General features: G+C 51.8%; 25 protein-coding genes, 2 tRNA genes and 1 pseudogene. 18 read left to right on the top strand and 10 right to left on the bottom strand.

What is annotated here, in order from left to right:
* The first annotated feature begins 2 nt into the window (after window positions 1-2).
* The 3 genes from rsfS to ACFQ2I_RS22955 are packed head-to-tail and all read left to right on the top strand — an operon-like array spanning window position 3 to window position 2,019.
* Window positions 3-350, top strand: a complete 348-nt coding sequence (rsfS, locus tag ACFQ2I_RS22965; protein WP_377568568.1) for a ribosome silencing factor — start codon at window positions 3-5, stop codon at window positions 348-350.
* On the top strand, window positions 347-1,252 hold the full coding sequence (locus ACFQ2I_RS22960) for a CvfB family protein (RefSeq protein ID WP_377568565.1): 906 nt from the start codon (window positions 347-349) through the stop codon (window positions 1,250-1,252). Before rsfS ends, ACFQ2I_RS22960 begins: the two co-directional genes overlap by 4 nt.
* Entirely contained in the window at window positions 1,252-2,019 is a 768-nt protein-coding gene (locus ACFQ2I_RS22955) for a class I SAM-dependent DNA methyltransferase (RefSeq protein WP_377568562.1), read from the top strand. The genes ACFQ2I_RS22960 and ACFQ2I_RS22955 overlap by 1 nt, the downstream gene beginning before the upstream one ends.
* 121 nt (window positions 2,020-2,140) lie before the next feature.
* On the opposite strand, the gene ACFQ2I_RS22950 is transcribed toward ACFQ2I_RS22955, so the two are convergent.
* Window positions 2,141-2,362: a hypothetical protein gene (locus tag ACFQ2I_RS22950; protein ID WP_377568560.1), complete on the bottom strand. Its 222-nt coding sequence runs from the start codon at window positions 2,360-2,362 to the stop codon at window positions 2,141-2,143.
* A 277-nt stretch (window positions 2,363-2,639) separates the two neighbouring features.
* Between ACFQ2I_RS22950 and nrdI the strand changes: the two genes are divergently transcribed.
* The 5 genes from nrdI (at window position 2,640) to ACFQ2I_RS22925 (ending at window position 7,727) form a co-directional block, all read left to right on the top strand.
* Window positions 2,640-2,999, top strand: coding sequence for a class Ib ribonucleoside-diphosphate reductase assembly flavoprotein NrdI (gene nrdI / locus ACFQ2I_RS22945; protein ID WP_377568557.1), 360 nt, complete (start codon window positions 2,640-2,642; stop codon window positions 2,997-2,999).
* Window positions 2,986-5,070 carry a class 1b ribonucleoside-diphosphate reductase subunit alpha gene (gene nrdE / locus ACFQ2I_RS22940; RefSeq protein WP_377568554.1) on the top strand — a complete coding sequence of 695 codons (2,085 nt, stop codon included), beginning with the start codon at window positions 2,986-2,988 and terminating at the stop codon, window positions 5,068-5,070. The genes nrdI and nrdE overlap by 14 nt, the downstream gene beginning before the upstream one ends.
* A 52-nt stretch (window positions 5,071-5,122) precedes the next feature.
* Window positions 5,123-6,079 (top strand): class 1b ribonucleoside-diphosphate reductase subunit beta, encoded by a 957-nt coding sequence (nrdF, locus tag ACFQ2I_RS22935; RefSeq protein ID WP_377568551.1) that lies wholly within the window; start codon window positions 5,123-5,125, stop codon window positions 6,077-6,079.
* Between the two features lie 197 nt (window positions 6,080-6,276).
* Complete coding sequence (gene hprK / locus ACFQ2I_RS22930; protein WP_377568548.1) at window positions 6,277-7,182, top strand: HPr(Ser) kinase/phosphatase; 906 nt, start codon at window positions 6,277-6,279, stop codon at window positions 7,180-7,182.
* 89 nt (window positions 7,183-7,271) lie between these two features.
* On the top strand, window positions 7,272-7,727 hold the full coding sequence (locus ACFQ2I_RS22925) for a GyrI-like domain-containing protein (RefSeq protein ID WP_377568545.1): 456 nt from the start codon (window positions 7,272-7,274) through the stop codon (window positions 7,725-7,727).
* A 72-nt stretch (window positions 7,728-7,799) separates the two neighbouring features.
* Here the strand turns inward: ACFQ2I_RS22925 and ACFQ2I_RS22920 are convergent, their stop codons facing one another.
* Window positions 7,800-8,972 carry a GGDEF domain-containing protein gene (locus tag ACFQ2I_RS22920; RefSeq protein WP_377568542.1) on the bottom strand — a complete coding sequence of 391 codons (1,173 nt, stop codon included), beginning with the start codon at window positions 8,970-8,972 and terminating at the stop codon, window positions 7,800-7,802.
* Between the two features lie 203 nt (window positions 8,973-9,175).
* Between ACFQ2I_RS22920 and ACFQ2I_RS22915 the strand changes: the two genes are divergently transcribed.
* From ACFQ2I_RS22915 to ACFQ2I_RS22905, 3 genes are read left to right on the top strand one after another with little or no spacing between them, the layout of a single operon-like run.
* On the top strand, window positions 9,176-10,324 hold the full coding sequence (locus ACFQ2I_RS22915; protein ID WP_377568539.1) for a glycosyltransferase family 4 protein: 1,149 nt from the start codon (window positions 9,176-9,178) through the stop codon (window positions 10,322-10,324).
* Window positions 10,321-11,610: a metallophosphoesterase family protein gene (locus ACFQ2I_RS22910; RefSeq protein WP_377568536.1), complete on the top strand. Its 1,290-nt coding sequence runs from the start codon at window positions 10,321-10,323 to the stop codon at window positions 11,608-11,610. Before ACFQ2I_RS22915 ends, ACFQ2I_RS22910 begins: the two co-directional genes overlap by 4 nt.
* 53 nt (window positions 11,611-11,663) lie before the next feature.
* Window positions 11,664-14,909 (top strand): AAA family ATPase, encoded by a 3,246-nt coding sequence (locus ACFQ2I_RS22905; protein WP_377568533.1) that lies wholly within the window; start codon window positions 11,664-11,666, stop codon window positions 14,907-14,909.
* On the opposite strand, the gene ACFQ2I_RS22900 is transcribed toward ACFQ2I_RS22905, so the two are convergent.
* A complete protein-coding gene (locus tag ACFQ2I_RS22900) occupies window positions 14,875-15,921 on the bottom strand; it encodes a YkvI family membrane protein (protein WP_377568530.1) in 1,047 nt (348 codons plus the stop codon). The genes ACFQ2I_RS22905 and ACFQ2I_RS22900 overlap by 35 nt on opposite strands.
* A gap of 193 nt (window positions 15,922-16,114) precedes the next feature.
* Window positions 16,115-16,825, bottom strand: a complete 711-nt coding sequence (locus tag ACFQ2I_RS22895) for a hypothetical protein (RefSeq protein WP_377568527.1) — start codon at window positions 16,823-16,825, stop codon at window positions 16,115-16,117.
* 143 nt (window positions 16,826-16,968) lie between these two features.
* Between ACFQ2I_RS22895 and ACFQ2I_RS22890 the strand changes: the two genes are divergently transcribed.
* The 4 genes and pseudogenes from ACFQ2I_RS22890 to ACFQ2I_RS22875 form a co-directional block, all read left to right on the top strand.
* Complete coding sequence (locus ACFQ2I_RS22890) at window positions 16,969-17,538, top strand: xanthine phosphoribosyltransferase (RefSeq protein ID WP_377568524.1); 570 nt, start codon at window positions 16,969-16,971, stop codon at window positions 17,536-17,538.
* 82 nt (window positions 17,539-17,620) lie between these two features.
* The gene (locus ACFQ2I_RS22885; RefSeq protein WP_377568522.1) at window positions 17,621-17,941 is read left to right on the top strand and encodes a hypothetical protein; all 321 of its coding nucleotides are present in this window, start codon (window positions 17,621-17,623) and stop codon (window positions 17,939-17,941) included.
* Between the two features lie 96 nt (window positions 17,942-18,037).
* The gene (locus ACFQ2I_RS22880) at window positions 18,038-18,271 is read left to right on the top strand and encodes a hypothetical protein (RefSeq protein WP_377568519.1); all 234 of its coding nucleotides are present in this window, start codon (window positions 18,038-18,040) and stop codon (window positions 18,269-18,271) included.
* A gap of 27 nt (window positions 18,272-18,298) precedes the next feature.
* Window positions 18,299-18,442: pseudogene (locus ACFQ2I_RS22875) on the top strand (TFIIB-type zinc ribbon-containing protein); the annotation flags it as partial.
* Between the two features lie 519 nt (window positions 18,443-18,961).
* On the opposite strand, the gene ACFQ2I_RS22870 reads toward ACFQ2I_RS22875, so the two are convergent.
* A tRNA-Leu gene (locus ACFQ2I_RS22870) sits at window positions 18,962-19,048 on the bottom strand.
* A gap of 156 nt (window positions 19,049-19,204) precedes the next feature.
* Here ACFQ2I_RS22870 and ACFQ2I_RS22865 point away from each other — a divergent pair.
* Entirely contained in the window at window positions 19,205-19,825 is a 621-nt protein-coding gene (locus tag ACFQ2I_RS22865) for a PH domain-containing protein (protein WP_377568675.1), read from the top strand.
* Between the two features lie 117 nt (window positions 19,826-19,942).
* On the opposite strand, the gene ACFQ2I_RS22860 is transcribed toward ACFQ2I_RS22865, so the two are convergent.
* Window positions 19,943-20,029 (bottom strand) — tRNA-Leu (locus tag ACFQ2I_RS22860).
* Window positions 20,030-20,238: 209 nt separating this feature from the next.
* Here ACFQ2I_RS22860 and ACFQ2I_RS22855 point away from each other — a divergent pair.
* Window positions 20,239-21,063, top strand: a complete 825-nt coding sequence (locus ACFQ2I_RS22855) for a divergent polysaccharide deacetylase family protein (RefSeq protein ID WP_377568516.1) — start codon at window positions 20,239-20,241, stop codon at window positions 21,061-21,063.
* Here ACFQ2I_RS22855 and ACFQ2I_RS22850 read toward each other — a convergent pair.
* Window positions 21,028-21,765 carry an N-acetylmuramoyl-L-alanine amidase family protein gene (locus tag ACFQ2I_RS22850; protein WP_377568513.1) on the bottom strand — a complete coding sequence of 246 codons (738 nt, stop codon included), beginning with the start codon at window positions 21,763-21,765 and terminating at the stop codon, window positions 21,028-21,030. The genes ACFQ2I_RS22855 and ACFQ2I_RS22850 overlap by 36 nt on opposite strands.
* Before the next feature lie 145 nt (window positions 21,766-21,910).
* On the opposite strand from ACFQ2I_RS22850, the gene ACFQ2I_RS22845 reads away from it, so the two are divergent.
* The gene (locus ACFQ2I_RS22845; protein ID WP_377568510.1) at window positions 21,911-22,096 is read left to right on the top strand and encodes a YqzE family protein; all 186 of its coding nucleotides are present in this window, start codon (window positions 21,911-21,913) and stop codon (window positions 22,094-22,096) included.
* Here the strand turns inward: ACFQ2I_RS22845 and ACFQ2I_RS22840 are convergent.
* The 3 genes from ACFQ2I_RS22840 to ACFQ2I_RS22830 form a co-directional block, all read right to left on the bottom strand.
* A complete protein-coding gene (locus ACFQ2I_RS22840; RefSeq protein WP_377568508.1) occupies window positions 22,081-22,980 on the bottom strand; it encodes a hypothetical protein in 900 nt (299 codons plus the stop codon). The two genes, ACFQ2I_RS22845 and ACFQ2I_RS22840, sit on opposite strands and share 16 nt — an antisense overlap.
* 112 nt (window positions 22,981-23,092) lie before the next feature.
* The gene (locus tag ACFQ2I_RS22835; protein ID WP_377568506.1) at window positions 23,093-24,037 is read right to left on the bottom strand and encodes a YqhG family protein; all 945 of its coding nucleotides are present in this window, start codon (window positions 24,035-24,037) and stop codon (window positions 23,093-23,095) included.
* A complete protein-coding gene (locus ACFQ2I_RS22830) occupies window positions 24,034-25,857 on the bottom strand; it encodes a DEAD/DEAH box helicase (protein ID WP_377568503.1) in 1,824 nt (607 codons plus the stop codon). The genes ACFQ2I_RS22835 and ACFQ2I_RS22830 overlap by 4 nt, the downstream gene beginning before the upstream one ends.
* Window positions 25,858-26,126: the final 269 nt, after the last annotated feature.

Raw genomic sequence — 26,126 nt, 5'->3', positions numbered from 1 at the left:
GCATGGCCATACATTCAGACGAGCTGTTGAAGTTGGCGGTAGCCGCAGCGGAAGAGAAGAAAGCGGTAGATATCGTTGCTTTAAATTTAAAAGAAGTGTCTCTCGTTGCCGATTACTTCTTAATCTGCAGCGGGAACTCCGATACGCAAGTGCAAGCGATCACGACAGAGATCAAAAAACAGGCGGACAAACGCGGCGCTAGAGTTCGCGGCATTGAAGGAGCGGATTCCGCGCGATGGGTGCTGATCGATCTGGGCGACGTTATCGTGCACGTATTCCATCGCGAGGAACGGGAGTACTACAATATTGAACGCTTGTGGTCCGATGCGAAGGTTGTGGAGTTCGCATGAGCCTGAACGCAGGCACGACTAGCGTGTTCAACGTAGCCAGGGAAGTGTCGCCATACGGCTTCTTCTTGGCCAATGATGAAGGAGAAGTGCTGCTGCCCTATACTGAGCTGACGGGGTCCAAGCCCAAGGTCGGCCAGCAAATCGAGGCGTTCCTCTTCTATGATTCGGAGGACCGTATTGCTGCGACGATGAAGCGTCCGTTTCTGCAGCTGGATGAGCTAGCTCGGCTGAAGGTCGCCGACGTTCACCCGAGGCTCGGCTGCTTCCTGGAGATGGGACTCGGCCGCCAGCTGCTGCTGCCGCTGTCCGAGCTTCCGGAACATATCGCCTATCGTCCACTGCCGGACGATGAGGTGTTCGTGATTATGAAGCAAGACAAGATGGGACGACCGATCGCCAAGCTCGCTTTGGAAGAGGACTTGGCACCGCTCGTATTCGCCGCTCCGCAGAGCTGGAATAACACCTGGGTGGAGGGATGGGTGACCAAGTCGTTGCAGATGGGCTCCTTCGTACTTATCGACGGGGGCGTCGTCGGGTTCGGCGCATACGGTCTCATTCCTGCCGCTGAGAGAATCAAGCCGCTTCGGCTGGGCGAGCGCGTTCGCGTTCGCGTCACTTATGTACGCGAGGACGGGCGCGTTAATCTGTCCATGGCTCAGCGCAAGGAAGTCGGCAGGCTGGAGGATGCGGATCGTCTGCTGGCTTTCCTGAAGGAACGTCCGGGCGGTGGTATGCCTTATTCCGATGAGACGGAAGCGGAGCTGATTAAGCAGCGCTTCGGCATTAGCAAGGGGGCGTTCAAGCGGGCGCTCGGCAAGCTGATGCGCGACGGTCTGGTTGAACAGAAGGGAAGCTGGACGTACTTGAAGGAGCTTAAGGACGGGGGAGGGACGGATCGGTAATGGCTCAATCCTATGGACGATTCGCCCTCGTATACGATCAGCTCATGGAGGACATGCCTTATGCGGATTGGCTCGGCTTCGCCCGTGCGGCATGGGGGCGTTACGGCATGCCGGCCTCTGTGGCGGATCTGGGCTGCGGTACCGGCAGTCTTGCGATTCCGCTTGCCCGTTCCGGCTTTCAAGTATACGGTATCGATTACTCCTCGGACATGCTGGCGGTAGCTCGCAGCAAGTGGGAGGAAGCGCCCCAGCAGGCGCTCAGGACGCGTACAGGCTCTGTGAGATGGCTTCAGCAGGATATGCGTGCCTGGCAGCTCCATGAGCCTGTGGACGCCGTAATATCGTTCTGCGATTGTCTCAATTACTTGACGGAGGAAGAGGATGTGGAGGCGGCGTTCCGTTCTACATGCCAAGGTTTGGCTAACGATGGCGTTTTCTTGTTCGACGTGCATCCGCCGAAGCAGTTCCGGCGTTACGCCGAGGAGCAGCCGTTCGTGCTTGACGAACGGGATATTGCTTACATATGGCTGTGCGAGCTCGACGAAGAACGTTGTCAGATCGAGCATCAACTCACGATATTCAAGCAAGAAGCGGACAACCGCTTCTCCCGCTTTCAGGAGACGCATATGCAGCGGGCGTATGATCCCGATTGGCTACAGGCAGCTTTGCTGCGAGCCGGCTTCAGCGAGGTCCACCGCTATGCGGATTTCGAGCTCAAGCCGCCCCATGCAGGCTCGGAGCGGTTGTTTTTCGCCGCGATCAAGTAACGAACAACAGGCCTATGTGCAATGCGCATAGGCCTGTTGTTCGCTGCGCGGATGAGCACATAGGAGGCGGGAAGGGCAGGATCATGTGATCCATCGCCCCAAATGCTCACATCCGTCTCCGCTATTCACGCAGCGCATCCTTCAAGCGGCTGTTCATGGCATCCCCCGCAGCCCGACGTATCGATGTAGTGTGCTTGAGTTGACGTACTTCTTCACGAAGTCGATTGCGCTCGAATTCAAGCGAATCTACGTAGTCCAATAGATCTTGAGACTTTCGTCCCGATTCGGCGAACAGTCTATGAAGCTCCCGAACCGCTTCTTCCCGGGTTATGATTTCTTTCATGTCAACCTCCACGGCTAGCTATAAAATGTCACTATCCCATCATAGCTATATCTGATAGAATAGTCGAGTACGCTTTAAAACGGAGAAAAAAGAAAAACCATATTTTTGATTGACGGAACCTATATATTGATGTAGAATCAAAATCATCAACTACATATTGATGTATGTAGTGTTTTAAAAGGATAGCCATTAAGCGAATCGTTACCTAGCGCATCTGCCACATTCAGGGACAGAAGCGCATTTTTATTGCTATCATTCGGTAGAGGAGCGGGCGTTGATGCTAGTTGTCTATGACTCAAAAACAGGCAATGTGAAGCGTTTCGTCAACAAGCTAGACATGCGAACAATGTCGATTGACGAGTGTCGCGACATTGACGAGCCTTATGTATTAATTACATACACGACAGGCTTCGGACAAGTTCCGGAGAAGGTTGCAAGCTTTCTGGAGGCGAAGCATGGACTGCTGCGCGGCGTCGCCGCCAGCGGCAACCGGAATTGGGGAGCGGGCTTCGCCAAGAGTGCGGATACCATTTCCCAGAAGTATGACGTCCCCGTCATTGCGAAGTTTGAGTTGTCAGGTACGACACAGGATAGGTTACATTTTGTTGAGAGGGTGCAAACCATTGAAGCATATTGAATTGAACAACGAATTGATGCAGCGCGGCGAGGACGGTTTCTATCAGCTGGAGAAGGACAAGGAAGCCGTGCTGGCATTCATGGCGGAAGTAGACGAGAAGAGCATGAAGTTCGACTCGCTGCGGGAGAAATTGGATTACCTTATCGATAACGACTATTACGATAATGTATATGACAAATATACATACGAACAAATAGAGGCCGTGTACAATCTGACGGCAAGCAGCAACTTTCAGTTCCAGTCCTATATGGCGGCATCCAAGTTCTATAAAGACTATGCCCTGAAATCCAACGACAAAAAGATGTATCTGGAGCAATATGCAGATCGGGTAGCCATCGTAGCTCTGCATCTTGGGGAAGGAAATATCGATAAGGCGCTCAGCATTGCAGAGGCTATGATCCAGCAGCGCTTGCAGCCTGCGACTCCGACATTCCTGAATGCGGGCAAGAGCCGCCGCGGCGAGATGGTATCATGCTTCCTGCTGGAAATGGACGACTCCTTGAACTCCATCAACTATGTGCTGGGCACGTGCATGCAGCTGTCGAAGATCGGCGGCGGCGTTGCGGTCAACCTGTCCAAGCTGAGAGGAAGAGGCGAGCCGATCAAAGGCGTGGCGGGAGCGGCCAAAGGCATTATGCCGGTGCTGAAGCTGATGGAGGATGCGTTCTCCTATGCGGATCAGATGGGTCAGCGCAAGGGATCGGGAGCGGGTTATTATAATATTTTCGGCTGGGACGTTCTGGAGTTCCTGGATTGCAAAAAAATTAATGCGGACGAGAAATCGCGCATCAAGACGCTGTCTATCGGCTTGATTATTCCGAATAAATTCTATGAGCTGGCCGCGGAGAACAAGCCGCTGGTCGTCTTCGGTCCTCATTCCGTTCACAAGGCATATGGCGTGCATCTGGACGACATGGATATGGACACAATGTACGAGGAGCTGTTGGCTAACGAGGCCGTCACGAAGAAGACGGTAATGAATGCGCGCGAGATGCTGACGAAGATTGCCTCTATCCAGCTGGAATCCGGTTATCCTTACATCATGAACAAGTCCAATGCGAACGAAGTGCATGCGCTCAAAGACATCGGCAATGTGAAAATGTCCAATCTGTGCACGGAGATCTTCCAGCTGCAAGAGACGACGGAAATTAATGATTACGGCTATGATGACATCATTCGCCGCGACATCAGCTGCAACCTGGCATCGCTCAACATCGTGAACGTCATGGAACTTGGCAAGGTGAAGGATTCCGTCCATGTCGGCATTGACGCTCTTACAACGGTAACTGATCTGTCGAAGATCGACAACGCTCCTGGCGTTCGCAAGGCGAACGAGGAGCTGCACTCCGTCGGTCTCGGCGCGATGAATCTGAACGGCTATCTGGCGAAGAATCGAATCGCCTATGAGAGCGAGGAGGCCAGAGATTTCGCCAGCGTCTTCTTCATGATGATGAACTTCTACTCATTGGAGAAGAGCATGGAGATTGCTAAGGAACGCGGCGTCACATTCAAGGACTTCGAGCGTTCGGAGTATGCCAAGGGTACTTACTTTACGCGTTATATGGAGACGGATTTCCGTCCGAAGACGGATCGCGTCAAGGAATTGTTCCAGGGGATGGACGTTCCTTCACCGGAGGATTGGACTCAATTAAAGGCGAAGGTGCAGAAGCATGGTCTGTACCATGCGTATCGGCTGGCGATCGCACCGACGCAGAGCATTTCTTATATCCAGAATGCGACGTCCAGCGTTATGCCGATCGTAGAGCATATCGAGACGCGCACTTACGCGAATTCGACCACTTATTATCCGATGCCTTACTTGTCGCAGGAGAACTTCTTCTATTACAAGTCGGCTTACAATATCGATCAGTTCAAGCTGATTGATCTCGTCGCCGAGATTAGTCAGCATGTAGACCAAGGTATTTCGACCGTTCTTCATGTGAACAGCAACGTCACGACGAGAGAGTTGGCCAGATTCTACATTTATGCCGCGAAGAAGGGACTCAAGTCACTATATTATACGAGAACGAAGCGCCTGTCCGTAGAGGAATGCACGAGCTGCGCTGTCTAACGGATCAGTCAATTCACGAATGAACAAGTAGCGATGAAGGAGTATGCCTATTATGAAAGCAGTTAACTGGAACCGCCCGGACGACGATTTCACGCACACGTTCTGGCAGCAGAATGTGATGCAGTTTTGGACGGATGAAGAGATTCCTCTCTCGGACGACAAGATGGATTGGATGAACATGACGGAAGAAGAGAAGACGCTGTATAAAAATGTGCTCGGCGGTCTGACCTTGCTGGATACGATACAAGGTGGCATCGGCATGCCGAAAATTCTGGAGCATGTAGACGGATTGCAACGGAAAGCTGTTCTTGGCTTTATGGCAATGATGGAGCAGATTCATGCCAAATCCTACAGCAGTATCTTCACGACGCTAGCATCCAATGAAGAGATCGATGCGATCTTCAAATGGGTGGAGGAGAACGAGCAACTGCAGCGTAAAGCGGAGCTAATCTCTGCTTGGTACAAAAATATTACAGGTGAGAAGGAACTGTATAAAGCAATGGCCGCCTCCGTCTTCCTGGAGAGCTACCTGTTCTATAGTGGCTTCTTCTATCCGCTCTACTTGGCAGGTCAAGGCAAAATGACGAGTAGCGGCGAGATCATCGACCTGATATTGCGAGACGAGAGCATTCATGGCTTGTACGTAGGCGTGCTGGCGCAAGAACTGTTCGAGACGTTCAGCGCAGAAGAGCAAGAAGCGCTGCGCGGTGAAGTATTCGATTTGCTGCTGACCTTGTATGACAATGAAGTGAAATATACGGACGATCTGTATACGTCGGTTGGCTTGCAGGAGGAAGTGAAAACTTACGTCCGCTACAATGCCAATAAAGCGCTGATGAACCTTGGATTGGAGCCGCACTTCCCGGAGGAGCCGGTCAACCCGATCGTATTTAATGGGATCAGCACCCATACGAAGCAGCATGACTTCTTCTCCAAGAAAGGCAACGGTTATGTACGTACGTTGAATGTCGAGCCTTTGAAGGACGAAGACTTCGTTTTCAATTTTTAACCGCAACCACTTACTAATCCAATAGACGCACCAGCTATTAATCGTCCTCCATTTACCGCTCCGGCTGTACTGGAGGGCGATTTTTTTAACATGCTAGAATTGAGAAGTTCCGGGGTCACTGCAAAGTACCCCCGTAAGCTTCAAAGTGGAGCCTCACTTTGTGGGGGATGATAGCAGGACGGAGAGGAAGGAGTTCCATGAAATCGATACAGGTAAAAGAACTGCAGGCGAGATTCGCATTGGAAGTGCTTGCAGGAGCGGACAGGCTGGACCGGAGAATTGAGAAGGCGAGAGCATATCGGCCGGGACTGGAATTCACAGGTTACTTCGACTTCTTTCCGCAAGAGCATGTGCAGGTGCTGGGCAAAAAAGAAATTACCTACTTGCATAGGCTAACGGATGAGGAGCGCAATCATCATATCGGCAATATAGTGAAATATCATCCGCCGTGCTTCGTCGTCACCTCAGGCCAGAGCGGTCTGAAGTATTTGACGAAGTATTGTGAGCAGGAAGGCATTCCACTGCTTCGAACGAAGGAGCCGACGTCTGCATTCCTCAGCATGCTGGATGCATTTTTGCTGAAAGCGCTAGCTCAGGAAATCGCCATTCATGGTGTCTGCATGAACGTGTCAGGGATCGGCGTGCTGCTTCGCGGCAAGTCGGGCGTCGGGAAGAGCGAGACGGCACATACGCTCATCCGCAAAGGGCACAGGCTGGTAGCCGATGATATCGTCGTTCTGAAGAAGCTGAGCGCACAGACGCTGCTGGGCAGCCACAATGAGAAGACGAAGGAATTTTTGGCGCTTCGCAGCGTTGGTCTCGTTAATGTCGTCAGACTATACGGTAGAGGGGCGTTCCAGGATGAGACGAGAATTACGCTGGATATCGAGCTGACGAAGTGGCGGGATAATGAGCTGAACAACGAACTGGAGCTGGAGGAGAAGACGGTCGAATATATGGGCGTTCGTATTCCGCATATTGAGATTCAGCTGCAGCCGGGGCGGGACGTTGCAGGATTAATTGAAGCGGCAGCCAACAGCTGGTATTTGAAGCAGCAGGGCTATAGCGCAGCGGAAGAATTTATGAAGCGCCTGGAGCAATAAAAACTACCATTTTAATGGCAATTTGTGTTACACTAGCAAGGGAGAAAGCTCATCCTACAGGTTCTGTCCATCAAAAGGAGGAAGCTAGCGTGGAAAACTGCTCGATCGTATCAAGACCGTCTCTGCATCTAGTCGGCATCAGTTATTGCGGTCCTTACGCATCCTTCCCGGATGAAGCCATTCGATTGCAAACAGAGTTTATGGCGAGGAAGCATGAATTGAACGAAGCGGCGAAGTCAACTGTGCTTTACTGCCCCTATCATGGGAACGAATCTTTCGCCACGTTCTGGTCCTGCTTCAAGGTGGACTATAAGATGGAGGAAACACCGCCGGGAATGGTTCAGATCAGTATTCCCCCGCATCGATACGCGATGGCCGCATGTTCCAATAAGCGAATCGGAGAAGGCTACGAACAGCTTCATGCTTGGATGAACGAGCAAGGTCTTGTGAAGCGGGAGAATGCGGTATCGCTTGAGCTATTCTATATGGATGAACAGCATTTCGAAGAAGAGCCGGTAGAGCTTCTTATTCCCATCATAGATTAATGTAACCATTATACAAGAAGGGACTTCAGCGCGATGCGCGAAGTCCCTTGCTGCTGTAAGGAGAGATTGGTATCATGTCGTAGCCGCTTTGGCGGATGCCGGCATGGAGCGATAGGCGGTTACCCGATTTTTTCCATTGGTCTTGGAGTAATACATTGCCGCATCAGATTGCTTGATCAGCTCGTGTAACTCCTTGCTGTCCTTGGATGTACTATAACCGACGCTCACTGTGACAATCGTCTCTTCTTCGATCCGGCGGCGTATCGATTCCGCTACGATGTCGGGCTTGACGCGATCGGTGCTTATGCAGGCCAGTAGCTCCTCGCCCCCGTAGCGGCCTGCATGTCCGATGCCGCTCGATTCCTCCCGTATAATCTCAGCCACTTGCTTCAATACACCGTCGGCCTTGTGATGTCCTTGTGTATCATTCAGTCGCTTGAAGTTGTCGATATCGCAGAAGATGACTGCCACGGGCTTCCTCGCCTTCAATTGCTCCGACTTGGCACTGAAGTGGCGCCGGTTGTATAAGCCGGTCAGCCCGTCCATGATAGAGGTCTGATAGGTGGAGATGAGCCGCTCAATGACCCACTCGAACAGCAGCATGAACAGAATACCCGTATACACGATTGGCAGCAGCAATACTAACAGCAGCAGCCACGCCTGGGAGCTGTGGAACACATAATGATCTGCGGCTCTGGCAAGCTCCAGACAGAAGTAGACGAGCAGGCTCGCATAATACTTCGGGCTCATGTAGGCGCTTCGCGTACTGAGCATTATCATCACCGTAATGACAATGCTGTAGAAGTCCAGTAGGGGGAAGACGTAATGTCCGGCATCGGTCGGCTTCATATCGGACAGCGGCGTGATGGCTTGCTGTACGACTGTCAGCACCAGCGCGGCTGTTACCATCAGGATGAACGGTGTCGTCTTCAACTGCAGGGAACGAATCGTATATAGCTTCATGAACACGAAGTTGATGACGATGAATATAAGGATAGCCATTAATGTAGACGCGATATGCACCCATGGAAGCAGCGACCAACCGGGGAACGCAAGCAGCAGCAGAAGCGCTTGTCTTGCCATCATAAGCAGAATGCCGGCAATCAGCAAGCGGTATGTACCTTTGCTGCGGTAGCTTACATATAATTTAATAGACATGAAGAGCATGAGCGCGAGCACGACGATTACCGATGAAGAAGAAAACAGCTGGGCGTGAGGCCCGGTCAACCATTGCATGAAAGTCATTATTCAACCACCATCAAGTCAGATTTGGAGATGTGTCTTTACAGAAACATACGTTCTATTATATTATAACGGAGTAGAAGAGAAAGGGAAAGCACTTTACTATTCTTTCATCGGCTTAATGCGTGCATATTTTTAAGAGCAACAGTATGTAATTATGTACAGTTGCCTGGATTAAGGTTTTTCATGAACAGGAGTTGGAATAGATGAACGTATTGCAAGCCATGTTTTTTCCTCCGGAGCAGCCGGGCGGCGTCTCGTCTATGGTGCCCTATATACAGGAACGATTCATGAAGCTGGGCTGGGAGATGGAGCTGTTCTCGTTGCCGAAGCGTGTGCGCGGCAAGGGCCAAGGCGAGGTTATGTTCCACACTTTCGATCATACAAAGTTTGCGGGCAACCGCATCGTGGACAAATATATGCAGACTTATCGGGATTATGCCTGGTGGACGGCGCTTCGGATAAAGAAGAAGTACGATATTATTCATGCGCACCACCCCATTGCAGCGCTGGTGATGAAGCAGCTGTTCCCGGAGACGCCGCTTATTGTCACCATTCATTCCAGCTACGAGCGGGAGCTTGTGCTGAATGGGAAAATAATGGAGGGCGGACCGGAACACCGGTTCTTGGCGGCGATTTACCGCGAGCTGGAACAGAGGGCCGACCGATTGCTGACCGTGTCGGAATCCTTTCGTTCCTACCTGGGTCAATATGTGGAGCGACCGCAGGATATCGGCGTCATTCCCAACGGATTCGACGAGAAGCGCTTTAAGCCAATCGCTCATGACAACGCTGTGCCACAGCTGATTACCGTATGCCGGCTTGTTCCGGCTAAGGGACTGGACATTTTGCTGCACGCCTGCGCGGATCTGAAGAGGCGGGGCCATGCCTTCGTACTTCATATTATCGGAGACGGTCCTATACGGGAAGAACTGGAGACACTCGCCAAGGAGCTAGGCTTGTACGATGACATCATATTTTACGGCTATATGCTTCATCCGGAGGAATTCATGCCGTTTTTCGATATTTTTGTGCTGCCATCTCGCGCGGAGGCGTTCGGCTCAGTATTTGCGGAAGCGGCTTTATGCTGGCTTGCGCTTGTCGGCAGCAATGTAGGCGGCATAGCAGAGCAGATTGATGACGGCGTCAATGGACTGCTCGTGCCGCCGGAGGATCCTGTCGAGCTGGCGACGGCGCTGGAGAAGGTCGTGAGCGATCCGCAATATCGCTATAATCTGGCACGTGACGCCTGGAACAAGGCGAAGAAGGATTATTCGCTTCGTCGCGTCATTACGCAGCTGAAGAAGGAATATTGCGCGTACAAGCCTGTAGAATCGGAGGAGCCGACAACGTGAACGTTCCGTTCCGATTTCTACACGCCGCAGATATTCACCTGGACAGTCCCTTCCGAGGATTGTCCAAGGCTCCTGCTGCCGTTCGCGAGGCGCTTCAGGAATCCACCTTCGCAGCGCTTCGGGCATTGACGGAGCTAGCTATTCGGGAAGAGGTCGATTTCGTGGTCGTGGCGGGCGACCTGTACGACGAGGCCGACAGCTCACTTAGGGCGCAGCTTGCGCTGGCGAGGGAATGGAGTAAGCTGCATGAACATGGCATTGCCGTATATGCCATCCATGGCAATCATGATCATATGAGCGGTCAGCGAGCGAAGCTGAAGTTGCCGGAATCGGTACACATATTTGGCCCTGAAGCTATGAGCAGCAAGCCGGCTTACCGCCGAAGCGGTGAGCTGGCTGCTTACATATATGGACAATCTTACGGAAAGCGGACGGTTACGGACAATATCGCTTCTTCCTATCGACCTTCTGCGGAGGCGCCGTTCCACATTGCGTTGCTCCATGCGAATGTGGGCGGCGATCCGTCTCATGACGCCTACGCGCCATGCACGCTGCGGGAATTGACAGCGGCCGGCTTCCATTATTGGGCACTGGGCCATATTCATACGCGGGCCATTCTGCATCAATATCCGCATGTCGTATACCCCGGCAATGTGCAAGGACGTCATCCCCGTGAGACAGGTGCGAGAGGCTGTTATATTGTAGATGTATGCCGAACGGACGACGTACAGTTAAGTTTCCGCCCACTGGATGCAGTCCGTTGGATCCAGGGGACGGTATCGATTGCAGGTATTCCCAGTGAGAGCGAGCTGCTGGAGAAGCTGCTCGAAGTATCGTACGAGCTGGCTTCACGGGAAGAAGGTCGACCCGTGATGATGAGATTGAAGCTGACGGGAGAAGGACCGCTCCACAGCAAGCTTGCTGATGTCGCCGTCGTCGCCGACATGCTTGAAGCACTGCAAGCGGAGCTTGCGACGGAAGATATGACTTCTTGGATCTTCGTGTATGAGCTGGAGCAGCATACCTGCGAGTCCCTGGATTGGCCGGCGTTAGAAGAAGAAGAGAGCTTCGTGGGGGAGTTGCTTCGCTTAGCCGGAAGACTACAGAGTGACGAAGCCGCATGGCAGTCGTTCACAAGCCAAGCACTGGGCGGAATCGCCGCACATCCCAAGCTTGGTCATCTGCAGCGCGGCAAGTGGAACAATCCTTCCAGGGAATGGCTGGAGCAGGCAATCAGACTTGCGGTGGGACATATCGTGCGCAATACGGGAGCCGGGCGTGAATGAAGCGGAATCCGAAGAAGAGAGGTTGCAGCTGCGGATGAGACGGGAGGATACGGATGAGGATAGTGTCAGTTGATGTAGACGGGTTCGGATCGATTAACGGACAATCGTTGGCTATGGATGGCGCTGTCGTCGTTGTGTACGGGCCTAATGAAGCCGGGAAGAGCACGTTATACCACTTTATTCAGACGATGCTGTACGGATTCCCGCGTCGCTCGCGCCCGGACTGGCATGAGCCGCTGCTTGGCGGACGACACGGCGGCAGGCTGCGGTTCCGTGATGCGGACGGAGCCGAATTCGTCGTGGAGCGGTATAGTGACAAGAGAAGCGGATTGCCATACGTCCGATGCGTCAGCAGTCCGAAGGAGGGAGTAGCAGCTACTCAAAGAAACTGGACAGGCAACCAGCAGGAATGGGAACGAATGTATCTTGGCGGTGTGAATGAGCGGCTCTACCGACACTTATTCGCAATTACGCTGACTGAGCTGCAAAATGTGCATGCATTGTCCGGTAAGGAGCTTGGCCAATACCTGTATCAAGCCGGTTGGGGCGGCGGCAACGAGATCGAAGCGGGGCTAAAACGACTGCAAGGGGAACGTGAGCAGCTGTTCAAGCCCCGCGGTACGACGCAGCGAATGACTGCCGAGGTGCGTCAGCTGGAGCAGCTTCGCGCAGAGATACGTACCGGCGGCAACGCCATAGACCGTTATAACGAGCTGACAAGCGAGAGGCTGCGTGTGCTTACGAGACTGGAGGAGCTCAAAACCGCAATACCATCTGCCGAACGCGAGCATAAGCTGACTGTCAGCGCATGCGGCGGCCATTCGTTATGGCTGGCATGTCGGCGGCTGGAGGAGGAGCGGGAACGGTTGGCAGAGGCTGAACGATTGCCCGAGGGCGCGGCAGGCAGCTGGAAGGAGCTGCAGAATGCGTGGAATGATCTCAGTGAAGCGGCATTCCGTCTGGAGCGCGAAGCGGAGTGGCTGCAGCATAAGCGCAGCGGCTTAACCATTGACGAGAGGCTGATTGCGGTTGAAGAAGAAGCTGCTGCTCTGCTGTTGGGCGCGGAACGAATGTCGATGCTGCGCATCCACAGGGCGGAATGGCAGGCGGAGTTGCAGGGGCTGGACGAGACGATTGGATCGCTCATGCTGGGCATCTCGCCAGAGTGGACGGAACGCCAGCTTCGCGAGCTGCACGTATCCATCGGCGATCGGGATAACGTGCGTACGCATAGAGAGTGGCAGCACAGCATGCAGTTGGAGGAAGAACGACTTGGCGCTGAAGCAAGGTCGCTTAGCGGACAAGCTATTGAAGCAGAACAAGGGCTGGAGCAGGCAACCCGTCTATTGAACCGAGCGAAGGAGCGATGCGAAGCGACGATTGAAGGCGAGGCACATCTGCTGCCGTTGAACGAAGAGCAGCTTCGCCGCGCTTGGCAGAGGTTGGAAGAGGCACTGCGGGAATACGAACTGGATGAAGTAAGGAGCGGGAGTCTGAAGAGCGATGCTGGGGAGCATGGACAAGGTGTTCCCGGGAAGCTGTCGCTGCCGATGTGGACAGCGACTACAGCGTCTGCAGCGGCGGTCGGGGCGGCGGTGTCATCCGCAGCCGGCTTGGGAGGGCAATGGATGACGCTCGCCGCAATCATTGCCGGCGTGATTGCCCTGGTCTTGTTGGTGCGACAAGTTCGACCGTCGGGACGCGGAAGAAGACGTTCTTCTGCCCCTTCCGTCTCCTCCGGCCGGGAGGGGAGTCGCAGCGGAAGACGATCCGCTGCGCGAGACAGACTTGATCTCGCGCTAGAGGCTATCGTTCGTGACTCCGAGACTTTATCCGCCGGGCTGGAGTGGTCGTCTGGTCGTCTCGACGCGATCTCTCGCATGCGGACTGTGCTGCAGAACGCGGTTCAGGTGCGCCTGGAGGCGCTTCAGGAGCATCAATTGCAGCAAGGGCGCTGTGAAGAACTGGAAGCGCGCCTGACACGCATCCGAAGAGCGCTGTCCGGACGTCAGGAGGAGCTCCAGGCGCTGCAGACGAAGAGAGAGAGGGTCGGCACGGAGTGGCAGCGCTGGCTCGCCGATCACAGCCTGCCGACGTCACTTACCCCGTCAGCTGCGCTGGAAGCTTTCGAACTGGCAGAACGTGCCATGCAGCAGCTGCGTCAATATGACCGATTGGAAGCGAAGCTGGCCCAGGCTGACGAGGAAATGAGCGTATTCAGGGAAGAGGCGGAACGGTTATGCTCGATGTCGAGGGAAGCTATGAAGCTGCTCGATACGGATTGGATTGTGGCGCTTCGCATGTTGGAGAGCGAGATTGGAGCGCATAGAGAGGCCTGGAAGCAAGCGGAAGTCTGGCAAGGGGAGGAGCAACGGTTGCGTATGGAGTTGTTGGCTCTGGATGCGCGCAAAGACGAACTTCGTGCCGCGAAGGAAGTGATATTGACTCGTTCGGCTGTAGACAGCGAAGAGGCTTATGCCGTTCTTCTGGAGCAGCAGCAGCGCTTGCGGCAGCTTGATGAGGAGTATCGCGCTCTTAAGCTGGAGCTGACTGCCGGCATGTCCGAGCAGCGCTACGAGGAGCTTCACCAGCTATGGCTTCAGCATGATGAGGAATCGTTAGCGGAGCTGCGAGAGGCTGCGCGCCTAAGATTGGTAGCACTCCAGATGGAGGAGAAGGCGCAGCATGAAGCAAGCGGGCGGTTGCAGCAAGAGATTCATGGGCTCGGATTGGCAGATCGCAGAGAACTGCAGGCTCGCCTTAGCATGTCGCAAGCGAGGTTGGACGCGGATGCGGAACGATACGCCGTATTGTCGCTCGGCATTGCTCTCATTGAAGGAACCAAGTCTATCTACGAGCAAGAGCGGCAGCCGTCCGTTCTCAGGCGCGCCTCCCGCTATATAGCAGAGCTGACGGAAGGAAGATATGACACGGTTGCGCTTCCTCCGGATGGCAGCGGGTTAATACTCGTCGGCGAAGACCTGAGAGAGACGCCGAGCGATGCACTCAGCAGAGGAACGGCTGAGCAGCTCTATCTGGCGATGAGGCTGGCGCTGCTTCAGGAGAGTGCGAAGCATGGTCCCTTGCCGCTGCTGCTGGACGATCCCTTCGTCAACTTCGATCGTGACAGGTTAAGGGCGGCGGCGAAGCTTCTGGGCGGCATGTCGGCGGACAGGCAGATTATATTGTTCACATGCCATGAGCATGTGCGGGAGGAGTGGCTGAGCGTGTGTAAGGGAGCGCGGTTAGTGGAGCGGCAGGCGATCAGGAGCGGAGATGCGTTATTCGCTTGCGAATGATAAGGATAAGCCATCCCATACTGATAAGACCGAACAAGGGATACAAGGTGGACAGCAGCGGCCCGAATCCGATCTGGCTGGCGCAGTAGCAGATAACGAGAATGCTGAATGTAATCCATTGCCGTGACAGCTTCAATCTCTCCTGCAGCTGCAGCGTTAAGCCGTATATATCGGCAAGCAGCGTCGTGAAGATTTCCGAGAAGATCAGGAAGACATAGATGAACTGAATAGAGTAGCCCAATTGCTTTGCAATGCCGCCCATCGGAATAGAATATTGCTGAATGCCGGGCATATGGAGAGATAACGCAATATGACCGGCCAGCAGCATGAATCCGATCCCTATTCCTCCGACCCAGGAACCTAGCGCAATCGTTTTACGATCTTTTATTTTCGCCCCTAGCGGTACCAATACCGCCTGTGCCAGCGATAAGTTGAAGGCAGTATAAAGGAATGGCGACGCCCATGCGGCCCACGGGGAATGGTCTGTGGCCAATGTAAGAAATCTGCCCGAGCCTGGTCGCTGGTAGGTGTCAATCATGACGATGACGGTGAACAGGAGCATCACGGGAACGACAATTGCATTGACGGCAAGAATTGCCTTCATTCCTTTTCGCAGCAGCAGGAAGCTGGCCGCAATGGTAAGCAATAACCCGATCTGGTAAGGGATATCCCAATGCTCATAAAATATTGTGCCGGCTCCGGCCAGCATGACCGCCGTGACGCCAAGCAGGATGACAAGCATGAAATAGCTGATGATCGTACCGTAACGGACGCCGAACAGGGCAATGTTCAAATCTTCATAGGATTTTGCCCTTATTTCGCTGGCAATGATCATCATTTTGCTGCCTAGCCATATGAATAGGAAGGTGGACAGCGTGATTGTCAAGGAGGCCCAATAACCGAATCGCGTGAAAAACTGTAAAATTTCTTGTCCCGTTGCAAAGCCTGCGCCAACGATCGTCCCCATATACGTCGAGGCTATCTGCAATACTTTCCATGTCCGCTTCTCCATAGCTTGCTTCCTCCGTTCGAACTGGGCTTCTATATAGAAGGTATGTACAAGCATATGGAGGCATGACTAAAAAACACAAATCGAAGCTAACAATTCCGACATAAGAGTACTTTCAAAACAAGAAAAAGACAGTCTGCAGAGAAAAAATTCTCGACAGACTGCCTGGCAGCCAGTAAAATATGGCATGGATTAATTAGCTTATCCTGAACAGTTTCATGGATACGACTTCATTGTTTTTGGGGTCAATGTCCAGCTTAAGCATGGCACCCCTACCCTCATAAGCAAGCTGATAGTCGGTATGCTTGTCTGGTTGGCCTAGCTGTTCCAGCACCTTCTCCGATTTATCCCCCACCTTCACGTCCATAAGTCCCGGTTGGATGCTGCTGTCGTATACTTCTACGAATTGCACGAACTGTTTATCGTCGAAGCCGACAGAGAAGCCATCGTATTCCAGTATATGAAGGCTCCCTGATTTCTCCTCCAGCTTATAGCTGTCCTTCTCCTGTCCGTACTGATCGACGATCGTTTCACTACTGTCTCCGATGGAGATGCCATGCAGCCTGGGCAGCTCCGAGCTCCAACTGTCTTGCTTTTCATCCTCTCTGGATTCCTCCAGACTGGCACTGCCGTTCTTGGCGGAAGAGGCTTCCAGGGCACTCTTCGGTTCAATGGCTTGCTCCTTATTATTTCCCGCATTCGCGACGAAGGTGGAATCATTCAAATATGTATTTTGGGGGCCATTTTTTGTTGTGTCCCGCTGCTCGTCCTTGACATTGGCATTATTATTATGATTGTTAATGTTCGCTTGTTCCGTCATTTGACAGCCCGACAACAGTATGGCCAGAGTGGACGCGGCAACCCATTGCGTCATGCGGGTGCTTCTGTTTCCCTTTATTCTCTTCATCCTATTGCCTCCATTATGATGTTCTATACAATTAAACGCAACAAGAGCGGATAAGGTTGCTTTTTTTCAGAAAGAGATGTTGAAATATATGATGGTTTTCATTAATATGTAACGAAAAGGCATTTTGGCGGAGGTCATGTAGGATGGAAAAATTAAAGCAGCGTATAATGGAACAATCGTCCGTGCTTTCAAATGATGTATTGCGTATGGATGCGATTATTAACCAACAGGTTGATCCAGCGCTTACGATGGAAATGGGTCATGAGTTCGCCAATAGATATGCGGAAGACGGAATTACCAAAGTTGTCACCGTAGAATCGTCGGGCATACCGGCAGCGTTCACGACTGCATACGTGCTGGGAGTGCCACTCGTATTCGCCAGACGCAAAAAAACACTCATCGCGGATCCTGATGTTTATTGTGAAAGGGTTCCTTCTTTCACGAAGGGTATAGTAACCGATATTATGATATCCAAGCCGTTTTTATCAAAAGAAGATCGTATTCTGTTCATAGACGATATTATCGCCAATGGCGACGCTGCGCGCGGATTAATTCGAATTATCGAGCGTTCAGGCGCAACGCTGGCGGGAATAGGTATCGTCGTGGAGAAGGCGTTCCAGGCAGGGGGCAAGCTATTGCGCGAACAGGGCATAAGAGTGGAGTCTCTTGTGCAAATCGCTTCTCTGGATAATGGGGAAATTACGTTCAAGTAAGAAGTACCAGAGTAACTTCCCTTTCCCGAAGGAGCAATATCGCATATAATGGTAATGAAGTGATTGAGGGGAGGCAGGAACAATGGGAACGATGTCTGCGGATTTTTTGATTGGAAAACTTGCCGATGCCAAAACTCATTTCGAGCGAGCGCTGGACTGCAAGCATACGGAATTTGATGATTTGTATCCCTATATGGTGGAGCATCCTCAGTTTTTTTGGTACAAAAGATACGTAGCTTGGTCTGAGCTGCTTACCATTGTGAAGCTTTGCGATGAGCTATCCGTTGAATGGAAGAAGCAGTTCACCGACAAGCAAAGCCATTATATTGCAAAGCGTGTCATGTCTTCGCGTGTATTGGACGAGTGGTTCGAGAAGAATGATTCCAGAGAACATGTCGGCTAACATGCGCCAATGAGCAATACAAGGGGTCTCAATGAACAGCATATTCTTCATTGAGACCCCTCTTCATAAAGGTTGTACATATTGGAGGTAGGGAAGATGGCAGTATCCGAGCAGCAACTGGATGCTTACCGACAGAGCGGCGAGAAAATTAGAGTCGTACGAGACGATATAGAGGCTAACGATGTCTTCGGTATTGTCGTAGCATGGGACAATGCCACAGTTATACTACGCAAACCGAGCCGCAGAGTCGTCAAGCTGAGCCGTTCTTATTATTATATGTCTGCAGCACAGGATAGAGTGCTTCCTGACGGATTGTTCCCGTCGTCATGATGCATCAATATGAAGGAGTGAGTAGGAATGAAGTGTCCGGTATGTAACGATGTGCGGATGAGAGAAGTGGAGAAGGATAACGTGCTGATTGATGTATGTCCCGATTGCAAGGGCGTGTGGCTGGATCGCGGCGAGCTGGAGAAGCTGCTGCAAGGTGTTCATGAAGTGCGGCAGGAATATGAACGTATGGAGCAGCAAATGCATGAAGGCCCAACTGGCGGTATGGGCGACCAGTCTTCTCGACCGGCACCGCCTGCCGGTGCGCCGCAACCGCCGGCAGCTGGCCATTATCCGTCTTCCGGCGGATATGGCGGACAGTACAATCAGCAGCCGCAGGGCGGCTTCGGAGGAGCTGCGGGAGCGCCTGGTTATCAGAATTCTCCTCCGTCTCAAAGCGGTTACCCGAGCTCGGGACAATATGGCCAACAACAAGGCTACGGATATGGACATGGACATAGCAAGTATGGTTACGATAAATATGGCCGTCCGTATAAGAAGAAGAAAACGGTGCTCGACGTTTTTGGCGATTTGTTCGACTAGAAGAAAAAAACGTTCTCATGAGATGACATTTCTCCTGAGAACGTTTTTTCTGTTTTCTGTTGAAATCATATAATATCGCTCGTCTCGTTCCGTTCTTGCCGAGATCGACAAATAAAAAAACCTTCATTCTGAAGGGTTAATTGAAAAGTATGGTGCGGTCGAGAGGACTCGAACCTCCACGTCATTGCTGACACTAGAACCTGAATCTAGCGCGTCTGCCAATTCCGCCACGACCGCATGTTAATTTATCGTACGAGAAATAATATACCACATTATTATTAAGGGAGTCAAGCTTATTGTTATGATTACCAAGCAATTGGTCGATTGCCGTATTGGAACCATTATTGATATACTAGACACTGGAAGCAAATAATGGGAGAGAAGGTGACCGTATTGTTTAAAAAAATCGCATCCGATGCGCTTGGCTTGAGCGACATTGGCAAAGTAATCGACCGAAAGGATTTCGACAAAGTCGATTCAGACGATTATGTGCTGCACGAGGAAGGCGAACGCATTTACTTCATTATTAAATCCAAAAAAGACGAATATTGCTTCACGAATCTGGCTCTCATTCATCTTGACGGCGAGAGCGCAGTCAGCAGCAAGCGTGTGCTGAAGCGTTATAGCTACGGTAGGAACGATATCTCCAACGTCTACTTGGAGACGGCAGGACGCGTCGATCTGGATGTGGAAATCAAATTCGTTATTGGCAGTACAAGCTTCTCAATCGACGTAGACAAAAATCAGATAGAGCAAGTGAAGGATCTGTACAAGGCGCTTCTGAAAATATCGGATATCAAATCACATAACGCAGAGATGCATCACTTCTCCAAAGTAAGTCTGGAGATGGCAAAAGGGATTGTAGAAAATCAATCATCCGTCGGCGGAAGCGTAAATCTCGCCGAGCAGTTCAATATAATCAATGCCTCCAGCTATGAATGGATGAAATCGAAGTATGCGGAATATCATGTGAAGGATTTCGGCGACGTGTTCGAGAAGTTTATTAATCAATAGGTATTCTGCCCTTTATAGAAATGAACGAAGCCACTTCCGAGGGAAGTGGCTTCTCTATGCATGAAAAAAGCTCCAGAGCTGCCTTAAGGCAAATCTGGAGCCGATCGTTCTGTAAGTTGGTGCGGTCGAGAGGACTCGAACCTCCACGTCATTGCTGACACTAGAACCTGAATCTAGCGCGTCTGCCAATTCCGCCACGACCGCATATTGAAGTGACGAATTTTATATTAGCACGGCCCATAGGATAGCGTCAATCACTTCTTTAAAGTTTAAATTTTCCGCCAATTTGACGAAGATAGAGCCAAAATGAAATCAACTTCATAAATAGGTAAGCGGCGGGAATGATAAACGATGTGGCACGATTCTGGATGTGTTGCTAGAAATAATGAATGGCGGGATGTGATGATCATATTATGAATATGTGGATAGGAAAGAAGAAGAGGTACATCATAGTCGTATTGGCGCTACAGATGGTAATCGCATGTCTGTTCGCAGGAACAACGAATGCTGGCCCTATGCTGGCGGAGAAGGATGAGCGTCCTCGAACAGTCGCCGTTGTCATTGACGACTTCGGGAATGGCATGAACGGAACAGAGGAGATGCTGAAGCTGCCTGTCCATATCACCGTAGCAGTTATGCCTTTCATGCCTACGACGAAGCAGGATGCCGAAGAGGCGCACAGGCTGGGACACGATGTCATCGTACATATGCCTATGGAGCCCAATAAGGGGAAGAAGAGCTGGCTCGGTCCCGGAGCATTGACGACAGATCTGAGCGACGAAGAAGTCCGCAAGCGGGTGGAGGAGGCAATAGCGAATGTGCCTCATGCCACCGGGATGAATAATCATATGGGTTCCAAAGTAACGGCGGACGAGCGGATGATGCGGATCATATTGACGGTATGCAAAGAGCGAGGCTTATTCTTCCTGGATAGCAGAACGACTTCCAAGACAGTCGTGCCGAAAATAGCGGAGGAGCTCGGTGTGCCTCTGCTGTCCAATGACCTCTTCCTGGACGATGTCTACACGGAGCAGCATATCGCGAAGCAAGTATCGCAATTGAGTAAGCTTCTGCATACGAAGCCCAATTGCATATCCATCGGACATGTAGGGCCACCCGGGAAAAAAACGGCAGTCGTGCTGAAACAGTCGATTCCCCGCTTCGATGCGCAATTCGTCAAGCTTTCCGATATGGTGCAGACGTTATTGGGCAACCCATTGATACTGTCTGATTCCTGAGACGATCGCCTTGGCTATCTGGAGTTGACCGGCGGAACTTGTGAGCATATTGACGTCGACAGGATTGCTTATGAAGCCCATCTCAACAATGACGGCGGGTTGCTCGACCTTATTCAACAAGTAGAATGTACCTCCTGTTATAGGAAGCTTGTTCGCATTCTGCTGCCTGTTGAGCGCATTCTGCAGACAGAAGGCTAGCAGCGCGCTCTCTCCCGTAGGCTGATGAAGTACGACGGGACCGCGAACAGAGCGGTTCCGTCCCCAGTTGACATGCAAGCTGATGAACAGTCGGCTGTCCATCTCCTCCGACAGCTGCCGCCGTTGCGTTAAGTCTTTAAAATGTCTTGAACGGCTATGATGCCAACGATTGTCATCGCTTAGAGCATAGTCTCCGGTTCGATTCATGGCGGCCGGAATGCCTTCGCTGCGCAGGAGGACATACAGCTTTCGTGCGATTGCAAGATTAATGTCCTTCTCCCGTATATCGCCTTGCGAAGTGCCGCCATCTATTCCGCCGTGACCGACGTCGATCAGGATGACCGGATGAGGCAGCGTCCATTGCTGCTCTGCGGCTACCTTCGGTTCCTCTTTCACCGCGACCGTACCGGAATATGTGCTAGCCGATGCCGTGTACATGTTCATGATGAGTAAACCGGCTGTCGTGAAACCGATCAACAGTCTGTTTATGAATTGAATTGACATTATAGATGCCTCCGAACGTTGAATTAAATTGGAGAAGCTGTAATCTTTAGCGTGGCTTATTTGACAGCTGCTCATACATGATTAATTGACGTCCGAAGAGGGAATGATAGTGGTAAAGCGTCGAAGGCGAAGGAGGAGGAGCGCGATGGGAGACCTGGTGAAATATTTGACGGAACAATTCGTGCAATTCATAGAGACTCCCCATGAACAGCGCAAGCAAGCCAAAGCGTCAGCCAAGGCGACGAAAGAGCCTTGGCTGACGAGATGGTTCGGCTGGGGACCGGTCGGTATGCTGTTATGGTGGAAGAGCAAAAATCATGATGAAGAATAAAATTGCCCGATTTTAGAAAGGGAATAGAAGGGTATAATTCTGACCAATTCCACTTCCTGATCGGAGTAAAGCTTGATATAGAGCACTTGATCTTCCCATAAATCATATCCGATAACAGACCAAACGTATTGAACCGATTCACTATACAGTTCGGCTGTGTATCTGACTTCCAGTTTTTTGTTTTGCAAGGCTTGAAGGAGAGAGCTGCCATCGGATTCCAATGGAATAGGCGCTTCGGTCAGCCATGGCATCCGATCATAAGGCTGGAAAGAAGGCAAATCCAACTGAGATGCCAATGAGGCATGAGGGTTTGTTACCCCATGTCTTATTGGCATGTCTAATTCCAGCTCGGTTGCCTTCTTTACATCTTTCTTCGTTATGGGCAGAAGACCGCCATGCACAGGATCGGCATACAATGGTTCCTTGTCTAGCTTCCATTGCCATAAGGCAAGGAACGGATGAATGTATAAGGGTTGGACTATGTCGTTGGGCAGAGACTGCCCTGTATATTGCTCTATAAGCAGCAAGGAAGCGGCATGGAAGGGATGATAGGGGCCATACCCGTACTCGCCCAGTTCATATCCTCCTTCCGGAACGGCATGAATGATCATGTAGCCGACAGTTTCTTCATCCTTCGTAAGCACGACAAGCCAGCTATGCGTTCCAGGGCCAAGCGGCGTTATTTGCATTGAAGACTCACGCCAATTCTCATATGCTGTGCCGCTATCCGCAAGCCTATCCACCCATGTCCTCGCGCGCTCTTCCAGAGAAGTAACATCTTGTCCGCTTCTCGAGCCGAATGTGGATGCAGGCTGCTGGAAGGCCAATAACAGCATAGCAGCCAGCATCCCTGCCGCTGTCAATCTTATCCATGGCTTGGCCATTTCAATCACCTCCCCATTAGTGTAATGCAGCACGCGGAAGAAGGTTGTTGCAACGTGTCGCGGAAATGCCGACAAAGAGCGGCCTTTTTTTGGCGCAATCCGTCTAATGGGCTTAATGAATGCCCGGCAGATGAAATATGCCGCAGTTAATGGCAGATGCCGTCACCCGGGGCTCGAATTGCCATCTGATCTCTGCCTCTCTTTGTCGGTATTGATTGCGAATAGCTTCTTTATTCTCCTCTGTCGCATGCTCTACTAACGGTTCATAATAATCGCTGATGCGCTGCAGCTCGTCTTTCAGTCGGGTAGTGGCATCTTCCGCCCAGCTGTAATCATAGGAGCGAAGCTTCCGTTCCAGCGTCTGCTCTACAATCGCCAATGCCCGATTATACGAAATACCGTTTTTGGCAATATGAATGTTGGATGGCAGCTTCATCGTTAGCTTACACGCTTGCAGGCGGTCATGGAAGCCTTCGACGCAATGTCCCGTCACAAGAGATACGCCGAAGCTGTGTATCTCCTCGCGCTTCCGGTCGCAAGCGAACTCTACCCGTATATTGACCCCTAGCCATGCTGTGTAGGGTGTGGACTGGAGGGGATGTCCGCTTCGCTTGTCGGGTTCCTGGAATAAGTAAACGTAGCTGCCTCCGGAGCGTGCTGCCTGGAACAACTGCTCCAGCCTCCTCGATCCGAAGTAGAGATCCTCCCTCGGCATTCTTGCCTGCCCTGCAATACTGGTATTGAGAAAGCCAAAGGAACGTCCCAATGCGGCATCCGCGGCCGCCGTCCGTGCATCGGGCGGAGGTTCCCCGCCCGCTTCGGCTCCCTTCTCCTGTGCGTCGAACTTGCTTCTGTCAGTGACGAACAGATAGGACATTGTCTCCGGCTCTGCTCCTACTCGATCGACGAAGCTCCAGTAATAAGGCCTGTTCGTCAGTTCCCGATCGGCATCAGGAGACAGCTTGACCGCAATGTGATGAGGCGACTTCTCCAGAATAGAGCAGCCGGTCGCCTCCAGATAACGTTGAACGTATTTATGCACCTGCTTCTCATTCATGTTTTCACCTCCACCGATACACCAAGCTTGTCCATCTTGATCATTGGATCAGGGCTTGGTGCATAGGGATTGCGCCGCGTGCTCACATCGTTGCGGATTTGACTGAGGGAGCTGCCGATCTGATTCAGTTCCCGGTTCAGCTCCTTATCAGTCTGTGCTTGAAGCAAGGCTTTCGCCAGCCGTTGTTCCACAGTTGCTTCTCCGCTCTCGAATCTCTCCAATATATGGTCCAACTCGCCGATCACCAGCTCGAACAGATTGATTTTCTCATGGAGCAGGTTGACGATATGCTCTTCGATCGTGCCCAGCGTGCACAAATTATAGATGCGCACGTCTTCGGTCTGTCCCAGCCGGTGCACTCGCCCGATACGCTGCTCTACCCGCATCGGATTCCACGGCAGATCGAAATTGATCATATGGTGACAGAATTGCAGATTGATGCCCTCGCCGCCGGCTTCCGTCGCAATGAGTACTTGAGCCCGCCCGCGGAACAGATCCATCATCCAATCCTTCTTTCCCCGGTTCATGCCGCCCCGGTAAGGCACGGCGATCATATCATGTGAACGGAAAAATTGTAGTAAATATTCCTGCGTAGCACGATACTCTGTGAAAACAATGACCTTTTCATTCATTTCCTTTACAAGCTGGAGCGCTTTCTCGGCTTTCGTATTGGCAGTTATACTTCGAATTTTCTCCACCAGTTCCCATATTTTGGGGCGAATCGGAGAATCTTCAGCAGATTTCTTGAACAGATTAACAAGCGTCAGGAAGACCGCATCCCGGCTGCTGCATACTTCTCTCTGCAGCGTTACGAGCGACAGCATGCTGCTGAGATCTCCACTGCTCTCGTCATAGCGTTCCTTGACGAAGCCGGTGACGGCATCGTACAGCGCTTTCTCTTCATGGGACAATACTAGCGGGATGTTCTTCACATACCGTTTTGTGAAGTGAATGCCTCCATCGCCTCGCCGATTGCGGATCATGACGCCTGAGAGTGCCTCCTGCAGCTGATCCTCGTTTTTGGGCAGCCGCTTGTCCACGACGAAGTTGGCAGCGAAGTCGCTCTGTCCGCCAAGCTGTCCCGGCTTCAGCAGCGTAATGAGATTGAATAACTCGTCGAGATCGTTCTGTATCGGCGTTGCTGTCAGCAGCAAGCAGTATTTCTTTCTGAGCAGATTGGCGAATTGGTAGTTGGTCGTCTTCTTGTTCTTCAGCTTATGCGCTTCATCGATAATGATCAAATCGTAGTCCGTGCCGAGCACCAGCTCCCGATGAGGCTCCCGCTTCGCGGTGTCTATCGAAGCGACGACGATGTCGTAACCCCAGGTATGCGACTTTTTTTGAGCGACAGCCGAAATGCCGAACTTGCTGTTCAGCTCGCGCACCCACTGTAGCACCAGCGAAGCCGGAACGAGAATGAGGGCGCGCTTGACGAGACCGCGCACCATATATTCCTTGAGCACGAGGCCCGCTTCTATCGTTTTGCCTAGCCCCACCTCATCTGCGAGAATGGCTCTACCTCCCATTTCATGCAGCACCTTGCTCGCGGTGCTGATCTGATGGGGCATCGGTTCGAATTCAGGCAGGGTGCGTAAGCATTGCAGCTCTTCGAAGTTTTCAACCCGCTTCGCTTCCTCGGCCTCCATCGCAAGTTGATAGAGCGTCCAATCATCCCATGGCCCGTTGCGGGATATCCGGTTCTGCAGCTCCTGGAACCATGTCTGGTCGCATTGAAGCTCGACTAACGGGTGGAGCTTGCGCACGGCTTTGGAAGAGGCGCTTCCCGTTGACTCCTGCCCCGTCGATTGATTGATCGTCATATGTGAACGCTCCTTTGTGGACAATAGAGAATTAATTAGTCATTAGTATGGCCTTCGTTGTAAATAATAATAAGAGAGCAATGAAAAAAGAGGGTAACAGAACAAAAATGATAACGTCGAAATACAGCCACGAAGGTTTCTGAATTTTGCCGCAATTCATTGATCTAATCAATATATAGTGTGGTATACTCTTAAGTATCTCTACATATTGTTGTTAATTTGTCGATCTTGTTGTATCCACTCCAGTACAATCATTAATTGAGGAGCGT

Source organism: Paenibacillus chungangensis (assembly GCF_042675905.1).
GTDB classification, from domain to species: Bacteria; Bacillota; Bacilli; order Paenibacillales; family Paenibacillaceae; genus Pristimantibacillus; species Pristimantibacillus chungangensis.
This window is presented reverse-complemented; position numbering and strand designations above follow the sequence as displayed.